General features: G+C 66.3%; 14 protein-coding genes and 2 tRNA genes. 12 read left to right on the top strand and 4 right to left on the bottom strand.

Annotated features, from left to right (window positions below; genetic code table 11):
- The 9 genes from BU124_RS14865 to BU124_RS13060 form a co-directional block, all read left to right on the top strand.
- On the top strand, window positions 1-251 hold a 251-nt coding region (locus tag BU124_RS14865; RefSeq protein ID WP_179141927.1), incomplete at its 5' end, for a hypothetical protein.
- 109 nt (window positions 252-360) lie between these two features.
- Complete coding sequence (locus tag BU124_RS13090; RefSeq protein WP_084864025.1) at window positions 361-1,233, top strand: hypothetical protein; 873 nt, start codon at window positions 361-363, stop codon at window positions 1,231-1,233.
- Window positions 1,233-1,466, top strand: coding sequence for a hypothetical protein (locus BU124_RS13085; protein WP_084864024.1), 234 nt, complete (start codon window positions 1,233-1,235; stop codon window positions 1,464-1,466). The genes BU124_RS13090 and BU124_RS13085 overlap by 1 nt, the downstream gene beginning before the upstream one ends.
- Window positions 1,466-2,005 carry a helix-turn-helix domain-containing protein gene (locus BU124_RS14630; protein WP_143529996.1) on the top strand — a complete coding sequence of 180 codons (540 nt, stop codon included), beginning with the start codon at window positions 1,466-1,468 and terminating at the stop codon, window positions 2,003-2,005. The genes BU124_RS13085 and BU124_RS14630 overlap by 1 nt, the downstream gene beginning before the upstream one ends.
- Before the next feature lie 158 nt (window positions 2,006-2,163).
- Window positions 2,164-2,415, top strand: coding sequence for a hypothetical protein (locus BU124_RS13080; RefSeq protein ID WP_143529995.1), 252 nt, complete (start codon window positions 2,164-2,166; stop codon window positions 2,413-2,415).
- 252 nt (window positions 2,416-2,667) lie between these two features.
- Window positions 2,668-3,924: a phage major capsid protein gene (locus BU124_RS13075; RefSeq protein ID WP_179141926.1), complete on the top strand. Its 1,257-nt coding sequence runs from the start codon at window positions 2,668-2,670 to the stop codon at window positions 3,922-3,924.
- Window positions 3,924-4,559, top strand: coding sequence for a phage terminase small subunit P27 family (locus tag BU124_RS13070; RefSeq protein ID WP_084864021.1), 636 nt, complete (start codon window positions 3,924-3,926; stop codon window positions 4,557-4,559). Before BU124_RS13075 ends, BU124_RS13070 begins: the two co-directional genes overlap by 1 nt.
- Window positions 4,556-4,801: a hypothetical protein gene (locus BU124_RS13065; RefSeq protein WP_084864020.1), complete on the top strand. Its 246-nt coding sequence runs from the start codon at window positions 4,556-4,558 to the stop codon at window positions 4,799-4,801. Before BU124_RS13070 ends, BU124_RS13065 begins: the two co-directional genes overlap by 4 nt.
- Window positions 4,802-4,837: 36 nt before the next feature.
- The gene (locus tag BU124_RS13060; RefSeq protein ID WP_084864019.1) at window positions 4,838-6,859 is read left to right on the top strand and encodes a phage tail tape measure protein; all 2,022 of its coding nucleotides are present in this window, start codon (window positions 4,838-4,840) and stop codon (window positions 6,857-6,859) included.
- A gap of 136 nt (window positions 6,860-6,995) precedes the next feature.
- On the opposite strand, the gene BU124_RS13055 is transcribed toward BU124_RS13060, so the two are convergent.
- Window positions 6,996-7,070 (bottom strand) — tRNA-Asn (locus tag BU124_RS13055).
- A gap of 50 nt (window positions 7,071-7,120) precedes the next feature.
- Window positions 7,121-8,071, bottom strand: coding sequence for an MBL fold metallo-hydrolase (locus BU124_RS13050; protein ID WP_084864018.1), 951 nt, complete (start codon window positions 8,069-8,071; stop codon window positions 7,121-7,123).
- Window positions 8,072-8,112: 41 nt separating this feature from the next.
- On the opposite strand from BU124_RS13050, the gene BU124_RS13045 reads away from it, so the two are divergent.
- Window positions 8,113-9,432: an ATP-binding protein gene (locus BU124_RS13045; protein WP_084864017.1), complete on the top strand. Its 1,320-nt coding sequence runs from the start codon at window positions 8,113-8,115 to the stop codon at window positions 9,430-9,432.
- 68 nt (window positions 9,433-9,500) lie between these two features.
- On the opposite strand, the gene BU124_RS13040 is transcribed toward BU124_RS13045, so the two are convergent.
- Together BU124_RS13040 and BU124_RS13035 are read right to left on the bottom strand one after the other, a co-directional pair.
- A tRNA-Ile gene (locus BU124_RS13040) sits at window positions 9,501-9,577 on the bottom strand.
- A 51-nt stretch (window positions 9,578-9,628) separates the two neighbouring features.
- Complete coding sequence (locus BU124_RS13035) at window positions 9,629-10,510, bottom strand: MBL fold metallo-hydrolase (protein ID WP_084864016.1); 882 nt, start codon at window positions 10,508-10,510, stop codon at window positions 9,629-9,631.
- Window positions 10,511-10,641: 131 nt separating this feature from the next.
- Between BU124_RS13035 and purM the strand changes: the two genes are divergently transcribed.
- Window positions 10,642-11,688 (top strand): phosphoribosylformylglycinamidine cyclo-ligase, encoded by a 1,047-nt coding sequence (gene purM, locus BU124_RS13030; RefSeq protein ID WP_084864015.1) that lies wholly within the window; start codon window positions 10,642-10,644, stop codon window positions 11,686-11,688.
- Complete coding sequence (gene purN, locus BU124_RS13025; protein WP_084864014.1) at window positions 11,685-12,278, top strand: phosphoribosylglycinamide formyltransferase; 594 nt, start codon at window positions 11,685-11,687, stop codon at window positions 12,276-12,278. The genes purM and purN overlap by 4 nt, the downstream gene beginning before the upstream one ends.
- Window positions 12,279-12,294 lie beyond the last annotated feature (16 nt).

Below are 12,294 nucleotides of genomic sequence, written 5' to 3'. Positions count from 1 at the left end.
CCCACGAGGCGACCGACGACCGGCTGCTTGAACTTCGCGGCATTCTGGTCGCGGCGCAGCTTCTGACCGAAGAAAAGCGCGCGCACGTCACGGGAACGCCCGAGGCCGACGCCCTGCTTGTCATGCACAACTTGGCGCTTGCCAAGCTGGCGGAGATCGACCGCACACGGACGGCGGAATGGGTTTCGCTTGGCGGTATCACCGAAACGATGACGGCCGAGGAAATCGCCGCCGCGCGTGGCGAAAAGTGAAAACCCGCACCGGGGCGACGGCGCGGGCTTTCGAGATAGTCACAAAGCGGGACAGCTTTGGGGTATTATAGCACCGCCGCTCGCCTCGGGCAACTAGAGGAACGAGCAGATGAAGGACGTTTATCAGGCCAGCCCGATAAAACGGAAAAGGGCGACCAAGGCCGAGATGGCCGAGCGCGCCGCGTTTCTGATCGACTATGCCGAACGGCATGGGCCGGTGACGGTTCGACAAGAATTCTACGCGGCAACCGTGGCCGGGCTAATTGAGAAATCGGAAAGCGGATATAACAAGGTTCAAGCCCAGGTTCTGAAACTGCGACGTGAGGGCAAAATGCCGTATCACGTCATTGCCGATGCGACCCGCTACATGCGCAAGCCGCGCACCTTCGACGGGATCGAGGATGCGCTTCAAAGCACAGCACAGCTTTATCGAAAGGCTTTGTGGTCTGACGCTCCAGAAGAGATTGAAATCTGGATTGAGAAATCGGCGTTGGCTGGTGTTATCTACCTGGTAACGTCGGAATTTGATGTGCAGCTGATGCCAACCGGCGGTTACACGTCCGAGACCTTCGCGCATGAAGCCGTCCAGGCTCTACGCGGCACCGGCAAGACGCTGGTGGTCTACGCGCTTTATGACTTCGACCGATCCGGCAAGGATGCTGAGCAATCCTTGTGCGAGAAGGTCGAAAGGTTCGGTGAGGAATATGGCGTCAATGTCGAGTTTCATTCGCTGGGCCTGACGCTCGACCAAGTGGAGGATATGGGCCTACCGACACGCCCGGCGAAATCTAAGTCGGCGGCAGATCGACGTTGGCCTTACATATACGCGGCCGAGTTGGACGCAATTCCACCCGACGCGCTGCGTGACATGGTGCGAGGCGCAATCGAGCGGCATTTGCCTGCGCACCAGTTGGAACACCTGAAATACGTCGAATCTCAAGAGCGTGACCTTATCCGCAAATTCGTTCGGGAGGTGCGCTGATGGGCAGGCAGCTGACAAGGCAACAGAAGTGGCGCAAGAAGCATCCCAAGCGTTACCTTGCGCACCTTGCCGTAGAGAACGCAATCCGCCTTGGCGTGATCGAGCGCAAGCCCTGCGAGGTCTGCGGAGAGACAAGGACGGATGCGCACCACGACGACTATGAAAAGCCCTACGAGGTGCGGTTTCTCTGTCGCCGCCACCACAAGCTGCACCATTCCAATGGGGGCGAGTGATGGGCCGCGACAAGCGCAACGAGAAACGGCAGCAGCAATTCACCAAGTGGATATATGCCCACCGTCTCTTGCCCGCATGGCAGGCCCTGACCTTCCCGGCGAGGGAAGCGTATTTTCACTTGCAGGTGCGATGCTTTGCCGAAAGCAAATCCGCGAGGAACAACAACGGCGAAGTCTATCGGAGCCTGCGGGCCTTGTCCTCGGACATGGGCTGCACCGTCAAGACCGCCGGTGCGGCGCTGGCTGACCTTCAGGCCAAGGGCTGGATCGTGGCAACGAACCCCTGGCAGCGCGGCACGGACGGCAACGGCAAAACCGCCACCTTCCGCCTGACGATGTTGCCGACCGAAAAGCGCCTACCGACCCGCGAGCCGATGCTATGGGAAGAAGGACACGATTTCCCGGTTACGGTCTATGGACGCTATCGGCCAAAGCCTCGGGCGGCCCGGAAAGGCAATCTCAAAATTCAGAACCCACCCCCCCATTCGGACACACCACCGTGCCCGAATAGGACACACTTGCGGGCGGTAAAATCATGAACTGTGCCCGAATGGGATACACAAACAGCGGTTTTTGCCCGTCTGAGTGTGCCCGAATGGGACACATATCTAATTGCCATCCTCTGCGGAGAGAGAAGCCCAGCCGTCCAGAGAACGACAAGGCGATGAAACGCAGCAAAAACACGAAAGGATATGACATGACCGAGCAAGAACACCTGATCGAGCATCTTCGCGACGAGGAACGCGCCGCCGCTGCAAATGCGATTGGCAAGCGCATCGAGGCAATCGAGAGCCTGCCCGAAGGTCCGCTGCGCGCCCGGCTATGCGCAACAGCCCACATGACCGGGGCCACGGAGATGATGGTGACGCTTGAAGGCAATGCCTCGACGGTGCGCCAGCTTCGCCGCCTGGCCGACATGATCGAGGCGAAGGACCACAGGGCGAATTGATGGCAAAGTCAAAGCAACAGCGGCGGCGCAATTTTCGTGCCGCCCGCATACGCAAGCGGCTTCGGATGCGTCGTGCCATGCTTGACCGTGTGCAGGGAAATGGGGTATCATGTTACCAGTGTGATTTGCCCGAGACCGGGCACGCCGCCGCAAATTCGGCAGGCCGCCCTTCGCCAAAGGCGCAGGAGAAAGCACCCCCTGAAACCGGGGCGACTTTCTCGCATGAGCGCCCCAAAGACGAAGGATCACAGGATGACCATTGAGCAGATGAAAGCCGAACACCGCGCGAAGGTGAAAGAAGCCTGCGCGCTCTATCGCAAGATCACCGATGACACGACCGAGGCCGAGGCGCGCAAGATCGAGGCGCAATTCAACGCCATGATGCTGGACGTTGACGAGTTGCGCGACCAGATCGAGGAAGCCGAGGCCCGCGCCGCCAATGATCTTCCCGATCCGCGCCGCCCGATGATGGAAGGCCAAGCGCGCGGCGTGGATGGCCCCGAACCGCAGATCGAGGTGAAGGCCGCTGGCCTGCGCCCGGATCAGCGCATGGGCGACCATATCCGCCGGGAACACCCCGACGACGCCGAGACCTACGGCGAACTCGAAATCGGTCGCCTGATGCGGGCCATGGTGACGGGCGCAAAGACCGACCTGGAACGCCGCGCCCTTGCCGAAGGGTCCGACAGCGCAGGCGGCTTCACCGTGCCGACCGTGACCGCCAGTCAGTTGATCGACCTGATGCGCGCGCGCAGCGTGGCCGTTCGGGCCGGTGCAACTACCATCCCGCTGGAATCGGATCAGACCGTTATCGCCAAGCTGGCAAGCGACCCCGTTCCCGCGTGGCGTTCGGAGAATGCCGGTATCACCGTGAGTGATCCGACCTTTTCCGCCGTGACCCTCGCGCCCAAGTCGCTGGCCATTCTTGTGAAGGTGTCGCGCGAACTGATCGAGGACAGCGTGAACCTTGCCGTCGAACTGCCTCGCATCCTCGCGGCCGCCATGGCCGAGGAATGGGACCGCGTGGCGCTGCTGGGCAGCGGGTCGGCCCCCGAGCCGGAAGGCATCGCCAACGTCTCGGGCATCAACACCGCCGCCTTCTCCGGCGCGCTGACCGACTATGCCCCGCTTGTGACGGCGCGCACGTCGCTTCTGAGCGCCAACCACACGCCGTCTGCGATCATCGCGCACCCGCGCGACGAGGGCACGCTGGCTGGCCTCACCGCGAGCGACAATCAGCCCTTGATGGCCCCTCGCCAGATCAGCGAAATTCCGATGTTGACCACCACGGCAATCCCGACCGACGGCGGTACGGGCAGCGACGAAAGCACCGTGTTCATGGGCGACTTCTCGCGCCTGATCCTGGGCGTGCGTTCGGATATCCGCGTGGAGATCGTGCGGGAACTGTTCGCCGGCGACCACCAACTTGCCTTCATCGCACACATGCGCGGCGACATCGCGGTATCGCACGCCGAGGCATTCCACACCACGACGGCGGTGCAAGGCTGATGAGATGGGCGCGGCGGTTCCTTTCCCGCCGCGTCACAGGGCAGGCCGGTCTTGATCGTGCGCCGGTCTGCCCGCCCTACAGGGGAAGGGGCCTATCCGATCCCCACCAGCACGAACGCGTAACCGGCAGCCAGACCGTTCTTCTGCCGATGCTGAAACGAGAAGGAAAAAGCCGAATGCCACGAAAGCCGAAGCCAAGCCACCTCAAGGCGGTCACAGGCACCACCCGTGGCAAGGCCGCAGAGACCGCGAAACTGCGCTTCAACGGGGCGAATCCGCCCGCTTTCCTGTCTGATCGAGCGGCGCAGCACTGGCCCGAACTTGCCGACCTTCTGTCCGATATGGGCGTGCTGGCCGATGGCGATAAAACCGCCCTGGCGCTGCTTTGTGAGGCCATTTGCGAGTATCTCGACGCCCGCGACACGGTGCAGCGCGAAGGCGCGACCTATTCAGCGGTGACAGAGGCCGGGGCCACAATGCACCGGGCGCACCCGGCGGTTGCCCAGCGTGCCGACGCCGCCCGCCGCGTGCAAAGCCTTCTGAGCGAATTTGGACTGACACCATCGGCACGGTCGAAGGTGCAGGGCCTGTCCGACCTGCCCGGCGACGATGCAGCGAAGGAGTATTTCAGTTGACCCGCGACCACCTGCCCCCTGACGCCCGCGCCGCGCATGACCGGATGCTAGCGGCATGGGACGGGCTCACAGACAGCATTTTGCAGCGCGAAGGCCCGGCGATGGAGGCCAAGGCCCGCGCCGAGGGCAAGACCGCCACAGAGGCCGCACAGGCGGCGGAGGAACACGTCAAGGGGCTGCTGGTCGAAATGCAGCGCGAACGCGCCCGGCTGGAAGCCGAGGCAATCGCAAAATGGCAATAGAGAGCCGGGACGGCTTGGACATGGAAGGAACACGACATGGCAATTGAAATCGGCGCACTTCGCGCGATGCTGAGCCTGGACACCGCAGCTTTCGAGCGCGGCGCAAAGAGGGCCGAGGCGTCTATGGGCAACGTCCAGCGCCGCATGTCCCGGCTGGGCCGCAACATGAGCAAGTTTGGCAAGACCATGTCCGCGCGCGTGACAGCCCCGATTGCGGCGGTCGGCGCGGTGGCGGTGCGATCCTCGATGCAGACCATCGACGCCCAGGGCAAGATGGCCGAGTCCCTCGGGACCACGACCGCAAGCCTTCAAGTGCTGGCGCGCGCCGCCGATACTGCCGGGATATCACAAGGCGACCTTGAGGGCGCGCTGACCCGGATGACCCGGCGCATTTCACTTGCCGAGCAGGGCACCGGGCCAGCGGCCGAGGCGCTGGAACGCCTCAACCTGGCCGCAGAGGACTTGTCGGACCTATCGGCGGATGAACGGATCAAGTTGATCCAACAGCGGATCGCGGCACTGATCCCGGCGGCGCAACAGGCCGGTGTCAGCTCGCAGATTTTCGGAGAGCGCGTCGGCATTGCCATGACCCGGCTGGACGCAAGTCAGATCGAGCAGGCCGAACAGACGTTGAAGCGGTTCGGTGTTGCCGTCACCGAGGTCGAGACCGACAAGATCGAGCGGGCGAACGATGCAATCAGCGCCCTGGGGCTGGTCGCGCGCGGGCTGGCCAATCAGATCACGGTGGCGCTTGCCCCGTCGCTTGAGGCCATCGCAGCGAAGATCGCAGATATCTCGGAAAGGTTTTCCAAGCTGTCGCCAACGGTCAAGACGATCACGGTCGCACTCACGGGCTTTGCCGCCGCCATTGGCCCCCTGTCGCTTGCGCTTGGCGGCGTGGCGAAGGGAATTACGGCGATGATAGGGGGCATGAAGCTGGCCCTACCTGCTATCGCGGCCCTTGGCGGCCCGTTGACGATCATTGCAGCCGTCATCGGCACGGTCGCGGCGGGGATGATCCTGTTCGGAGACAAGACCAAGGTTGCAACGCCGCACCTAGACGCCGCCGCGAAGGCGCAAGAGGCCCTCAACGTGGCCCTGGGAACCTTCAGCGATACGGCCGCACCATCTGCTGCCGCAGAGGCGATCAACCTTGCGAACACGATGGCGCAAGAGGCCAAAGAGGCAATGGACGCCGCGCGGTCGCAGATCGCACTTGCCGAGGCGCGACAGGCGGCATTGGAGAGCAGCATCGACACGGCGCGCACGCAAGGACTGCGCCAGCGAGCGGATGAACAGGCGGCAGCAGCAAGAGAGCGCCTTGCCGCCGCAGAGGACGCCTTGGCGGAAGCCGAGCGGGCGCGTGACCGCGTGGCGCGCGAAGTCACCGGCGGTCCTTTGGCCCTGCCGAATGTCAACGTGGAAGGCGACAACGCGGCCGACACGATCCGAACCCTGGGCGACGTGGCAAACGAGGTATTCGGAAGCGGTGGCAGCGCCACGAGTGCAGTCTCGGAAGGCGCAAGCGCGATACAGGACAGCCTTGCAGGCATCGGAGAAGGTGCGAGCCGTGCCGCTGACCGATTTGGAGATATGGCCGCCGGGCTGGTCACCGGATCGCAGAAGATCGGGGACGTTCTTTCCCGGCTGGGCGAGCAGCTTCTGTCGTCGGTTTTCAGCAACATCGGTTCGGCCATGGGCATTGGCCAAAGCAGCGAGGGCCTGCTGGGCATGGGCAACTTCCTGGGCTTTCTCGACAAGGGCGGCATGATCCCTTCGGGCAAGTTCGCCATCGCGGGCGAGCGCGGCCCGGAGATCGTGACCGGCCCGGCGCAGGTGACATCGCGGCGCAAGACGGCGGACATGCTGTCAGGCGTGGGGGCTGGTCAGGCTTCAAAGCTGGAGGTCACACTGTCGCCCGACCTGGAAGCGCGCATTCTGCGGCAGAGCGAGGCAACGGCTGTCCAGATCACCTCGGCGGGGATCATGGAGTATGACCGCAACACGCTGCCCGAGCGGTTTCAGGACATAAGCAACGATCCGAGGCGTCGGGGCTGACCCCATGCGCAGGCGGGCGTAGATTCGGGCCGATACCCCGCGCCTTGCGGTGTTACCCTGAGCGTTACCCCAAGCGCCAAGCCCGGCGGGCGGCTTTTGCCGCCGATTCTTATCTATTTCATTTTGTGGGGTTTTTTGGCTCCGGCGGCAGGGATCGAACCTGCGACCAATTGATTAACAGTCAACTGCTCTACCGCTGAGCTACGCCGGAACAATGAGGGGGCTATAGCAACAGGGTTGTGGAACGTCCAGAGGGGCGGATCATTTTTTGACGCCCCCTTGCGGACCAGGCGTCGCAAGGGGGGCGTCGGCCAGGGCGAAGGGCGTGGCGGCGCCGAGCGGGCCTTGTGACCGGGCCTCACCGTTTTGGCTAAGTGCGACGAGATGGGCCAGCACGTTGCGTTCCGCGGCCGGGCGCAGGGCCGTGGGCACGTCGGTATAGACCCGCGCCGCGATTTCGGCGGGGGTGCCGGGTGCCTTGGTCAGAGCGGCCCGGATCTGGGCCGTCCGGTCTTCGCGATGGGCTTTCAACGCGGCGATACGGGCCTGTGCGTCCTCGACCGGCGCGCCGTGGCCGGGCCAGAGCCGCCGCACGCCCGTCTCGGCCAGGTGCGCCAACGAGGCCATGAAGTCGGTCAGGTCGCCGTCGGGGGGCGAGACGAGCGACGTGGCCCAGCCCATGACGTGATCGCCGCTGAGGGCTGTGTCGCCCCAGAGGAAACACAGGTGGTTGCCCATGTGCCCGGGCGTGTGCAGCGCCCGCAGAGCCCAGCCGTCGCCCGCGACCTCATCGCCGTCGGACAGGCGGTGATCGGGCGCAAAGCCCGCATCTACCCCTTCACCGCCCCCGATCGGGCCGGCGCGCGCCAGCTGCGCCATCACCGCGCTGCGCCCCGCGCGGGCCGCGCCGAAGGCCAGCACCGGCGCGCCGGTGTCGCGCGAAAGCGGCGCGGCCAGCGGCGCATGGTCCAGATGCGCATGGGTGACGAGGATATGGCTGACCGCGCGCCCGCCGATGGCAGCGCGCAGTGCCGCAAGGTGGCACGGGTCGTCCGGCCCCGGGTCTATCACGGCGAGGCTCTTCTCGCCCAGCAGGTAGGTGTTGGTGCCCCAGTGGGTCATCGGGCCGGGATTGGGCGCGAGCACACGCAGCAACCCGGGAGCGAGGGCGACGGGCTGGCCCGGCACGGGGCCGTCCTGGGCCTGTTGCATCGTGCATTTCCTTCGCGGCGTGGCGGGGATAGCCTTACCCCATGATGTTCCAGTGGCTCAAACGATACCTGCCGCGTGGCCTTTACGGCCGGGCCGCGCTGATCCTGATCCTGCCGGTGATCACCCTGCAGCTTGCGGTCTCGATCTCCTTCGTTCAACGCTATTTCGAGGACGTGACCGAGCAGATGACGCGCTCTGTTCTCCTTGATCTGACCTACGTCACCGACCGCGTGAACGCAGCGCCGGATGCGCCGGCCGCGCGCGCGGCCATCGCCGACACCGCCGATGCGCTCGCGCTGAAGGTGACCCTGCCGGACAGGCCGGTGCCCCAGGCCGACAGCCGCCGCTGGTACGACTTTTCGGGGCTGGTGCTGCGGCGGGTGCTGCGCGACGGTCTGGTCGGACTGGGGCCGATCCTGCTGCCTGACGACGATCGCGTCCGGCTCTGGATCGAGACGGCGCACGGGCCGATGTCGGTGGGTTTCGACCGGCAGCGCGTCTCGGCCTCGAACCCGCATCAGTTGCTGGTGCTGACGGTGCTGCTGGGGCTGCTGATGACGGTGATCGCCTATATCTACCTGCGCAACCAGTTGCGCCCGATCGAGCGGTTGGCCAATGCCTCGGCCGAATACGGCCGCGGCCGGGTGGTTCCCTACAGCCCCACCGGGGCGACCGAGGTGCGCGCCGCTGGCCATGCCTTCCTGGACATGCGCGCCCGGCTGGAACGCCAGACCCAGGCGCGTACGCTGATGCTGTCGGGGATATCGCACGACCTGCGCACGCCGCTGACGCGGCTCAAGCTGGGGCTGGACATGCTCGACCCCGAGGAGGTCGCGCCGCTGGCCCGCGATGTCGCCGACATGGAACGCCTGCTGGAGGCCTTTCTCGACTACGCGCGCGGCGCGGCCGAGGACGAACGCGCGCCGGTGGACCCGGTGGCGCTTGCCCGCAAGGTGATCGCCGACGCCGCGCGCATGGGCCAGGCGGTCGAGCAGGGCGCCATGGTCGGCGAGGGGGCTTCGGTTCAACTGCGGCCGATGGCACTGCGCCGGGCGCTGGAGAACCTGATTGGCAACGCGCTTCGCTTCGGGGATCGCGCGCGGCTGGGAGTGCAGGTCAGCCCTCGCGCGGTGCGCTTCTCGCTCGAGGACGACGGGCCGGGCATCCCGCCCGGGGCACGCGACGACGCGGTCCGGCCCTTCACGCGGCTGGACCCGTCGCGCAACCAGGACGAGGGTCCCGGCGTCGGGCTGGGCCTTGCGATCGTGGCCGACATCGCGCGCAGCCATGGCGGCACGCTGCGGCTGGCCGACAGCGAGGACCTCGGCGGGTTGCGGGTGGACATCGTGCTGCCGCGGTAGGCCGGGCGGGGTCCAGCCGCCGCGCGCATTGAACAGCCCGCCGGAAATCGCGCGATGGATTTCGGCGGTGGTAGGCCCGGAGGGACTCGAACCCCCAACCAAAGCGTTATGAGCGCTCTGCTCTGACCAATTGAGCTACAGGCCCGCCAGACCTTTCGGCTACGCCGAAAAGGGCTGGCGCGTCAACACCGAAGGGTCAGCGCGGGTCGAACCGGCCGATGGGCTTTTTCAGGTAGCTGTGCCCGTCGGCTTCGGCCTCGGGGAGGCGTCCGCCGCGGATATTGACCTGTAGCGCCTCCAGCATGCGCGCGGGCAGTTTAAGCGTCTGGTCGCGCGCCTCGCGAGTGGCGATGAATTCGGCCTTGCCGATGCCGTCCTTGACGTGGCGGTTGCTCAGGCGGTGTTCGGCGACGGTGGCCATGTATTGCGGCGCCACGCCGGGCGCGGGGTAGTCGTGCCCGACATAGAGCCGCGTCTGCCCCGGCAGGTCGAGGATCGCGCGGATCGAATTCCACAGGTCCTCGGTGCTGCCGCCGGGGAAATCGGCCCGGCTGGTGCCCGAGGCGGGCATCATCAGGGTGTCATGCACGAAGGCCGCGTCGCCGGCCACATAGGTGATCGAGGCCAGCGTGTGCCCGGGCGAGAACATCACCGTCACCGGGATCTCGCCGACCATGAACTCCTCTCCTTCGGCGAAAAGCCGGTCCCACTGGCCGCCGTCGGTGGCCAGGTCCGGCAGGTTGTAAAGGCTCTGCCACAGCTGCTGTACCCCGGTGACCTTTTCGCCGATGGCATGGGGCGCGCCGAGCCTGTCCTTGAGATACGGCCCGGCGCTGAAATGGTCGGCATGCGGGTGGGTGTCGAGCACCCAGTCCACCGTCAGCCCCTCGTCGCGGATGTAGGCGAGGATCTCATCGGCGCTCTCGGTGCTGACGGCGCCGGCCTCGGGGTAGTAGTTCCAGACCGGGTCGACGATGGCCGCGCGCCGCGTCGCCGGGTCGTGAAAGACGTATTGCAGGCTGCCGGTGGGCCGGTCGAAAAAGGCCCGGACAACGGGAGAGGGGCTTGGCGCGGTCATGGTCGCTCCTTTCATACATTAGAATTCGTTGATGCAACATGGGGGCCTGCAAGCGCAGGTCAACCCCGCCGTTGCCCCGCGCGGGAAATCAGGCTATCGCGCGCCAAATGCACAGCGGGAGCAGGCGCGAGATGACGGACAAGGGCGACGGGCTGACCTACGCGGGCGCGGGCGTGGACATCGCGGCGGGCAACGCGCTCGTCGACCGGATCAAGCCCGCGGCCAAGCGCACCAACCGGGCCGGTGTCATGGCCGGGCTGGGGGGCTTCGGCGGCCTGTTCGACCTCAAGGCGGCGGGCTACGACGACCCGGTGCTGGTGGCGGCGACCGACGGGGTCGGCACCAAGCTGCGCATCGCCATCGACACCGGCGAGGTGGGCGGCGTTGGCATCGACCTGGTGGCCATGTGCGTCAACGACCTGGTCTGCCAGGGGGCCGAGCCGTTGTTCTTTCTGGATTACTTCGCCACCGGCAAGCTGGAGCCCGACGCCGCGGCCCGGGTGATCGAGGGCATCGCGCAGGGCTGCGCCGACAGCGGCTGCGCTCTGATCGGTGGCGAGACGGCGGAAATGCCGGGCATGTACGCGGGCGGTGATTTCGACCTGGCCGGCTTTGCCGTGGGGGCCATGGAACGCGGCACCGCGCTGCCCGCGGGCGTGGGCGAGGGCGACGTGCTGCTGGGGCTGGCCAGCAACGGGGTTCATTCCAACGGCTATTCGCTGGTGCGCCGGGTGGTGGACCTGTCGGGCCTGGGCTGGGGTGATGCTTGCCCGTGGGGGCCGGGCACGCTGGGATCGGCCCTGCTGGCGCCGACCCGGCTCTACGTCACGCAGGTGCTGGCCGCGATCCGGGCGGGCGGAGTGCATGGCCTGGCCCATGTCACCGGCGGCGGGCTGACCGAGAATCTGCCGCGCGTCCTGCCCGATGGGCTGGGCGTCGAAGTCGACCTCGACGCCTGGACCCTGCCGCCTGTCTTTCGCTGGCTGGCTGAGACGGGCGGGTTGGCGGACGACGAGATGCTCCGGACCTTCAACAGCGGCATCGGCATGGTCATCGTCGCGGCGCCGGAGCGGGCGGATGCGCTCGCCGCGGGCCTGTCCGAGGCGGGCGAGACGGTGATCCGGCTGGGCCGGGTCGGGCCGGGGGCAGGGGTGCGCTACAGCGGCACGCTGCTTTGACAGCGCGGGTCGCGATCCTGATTTCGGGCAGTGGCTCGAACATGGTGGCGCTTGCCGACAGCATGGCGGGCGACCACCCCGCGCGGCCCTGCCTGGTGGTGTCCAACGTCCCCGGCGCGGGGGGGCTGGCCAAGGCGCGCGACCGGGGCATTCCGACCGCGACGGTCGATCATCGCGACTTCAAGAACGACCGGGAAGGGTTTGAAAGAAAAATGATTTCGGCCCTAGAGGCCCATGCGCCCGATATCCTGTGCCTGGCCGGGTTCATGCGCATCCTGACGCCGGGGTTCGTCGACCGCTACGCCGAGCGGATGCTGAACATCCACCCGTCGCTCCTTCCGAAATATCCCGGCCTCGACACCCACGCGCGGGCGCTGGCGGCCGGCGACGCCGAGGCCGGGTGCAGCGTGCACGCGGTCACCGCCGATCTGGACAGCGGCCCGATCCTGGGGCAGGCGCGGGTGCCGGTGCGGCCCGATGACAGTGCCGAAACCCTCGCCGCACGCGTGCAGGAGCAGGAGCACAGGCTCTACCCGATGGTGCTGCGGCGCTTTGCGGCGGGGGACCGGACCCCCATCTTCCTGCCCTGACTTTCGGCCACGGGCA

The sequence above is a fragment of the Salibaculum halophilum genome (assembly GCF_002094885.1).
In the GTDB taxonomy this organism is placed as follows: domain Bacteria; phylum Pseudomonadota; class Alphaproteobacteria; order Rhodobacterales; family Rhodobacteraceae; genus Salibaculum; species Salibaculum halophilum.
Note: the sequence above shows the minus strand (reverse complement) of the source record. Positions and strands in the feature narration are given on the sequence as shown.

What these genes read in the sequence shown, in the direction of transcription:
- BU124_RS13045 (WP_084864017.1), top strand. Translation starts at nt 8,113, where the DNA reads ATGATGTTCCAGTGGCTCAAACGATACCTGCCGCGTGGCCTTTACGGC.
- BU124_RS13060 (WP_084864019.1), top strand. Translation starts at nt 4,838, where the DNA reads ATGGCAATTGAAATCGGCGCACTTCGCGCGATGCTGAGCCTGGACACC.
- BU124_RS13035 (WP_084864016.1), bottom strand. Translation starts at nt 10,510, where the DNA reads ATGACCGCGCCAAGCCCCTCTCCCGTTGTCCGGGCCTTTTTCGACCGG.
- purM (WP_084864015.1), top strand. Translation starts at nt 10,642, where the DNA reads ATGACGGACAAGGGCGACGGGCTGACCTACGCGGGCGCGGGCGTGGAC.
- BU124_RS13085 (WP_084864024.1), top strand. Translation starts at nt 1,233, where the DNA reads ATGGGCAGGCAGCTGACAAGGCAACAGAAGTGGCGCAAGAAGCATCCC.
- BU124_RS14630 (WP_143529996.1), top strand. Translation starts at nt 1,466, where the DNA reads ATGGGCCGCGACAAGCGCAACGAGAAACGGCAGCAGCAATTCACCAAG.
- BU124_RS13075 (WP_179141926.1), top strand. Translation starts at nt 2,668, where the DNA reads ATGACCATTGAGCAGATGAAAGCCGAACACCGCGCGAAGGTGAAAGAA.
- BU124_RS13050 (WP_084864018.1), bottom strand. Translation starts at nt 8,071, where the DNA reads ATGCAACAGGCCCAGGACGGCCCCGTGCCGGGCCAGCCCGTCGCCCTC.
- BU124_RS13080 (WP_143529995.1), top strand. Translation starts at nt 2,164, where the DNA reads ATGACCGAGCAAGAACACCTGATCGAGCATCTTCGCGACGAGGAACGC.
- BU124_RS13070 (WP_084864021.1), top strand. Translation starts at nt 3,924, where the DNA reads ATGAGATGGGCGCGGCGGTTCCTTTCCCGCCGCGTCACAGGGCAGGCC.
- BU124_RS13090 (WP_084864025.1), top strand. Translation starts at nt 361, where the DNA reads ATGAAGGACGTTTATCAGGCCAGCCCGATAAAACGGAAAAGGGCGACC.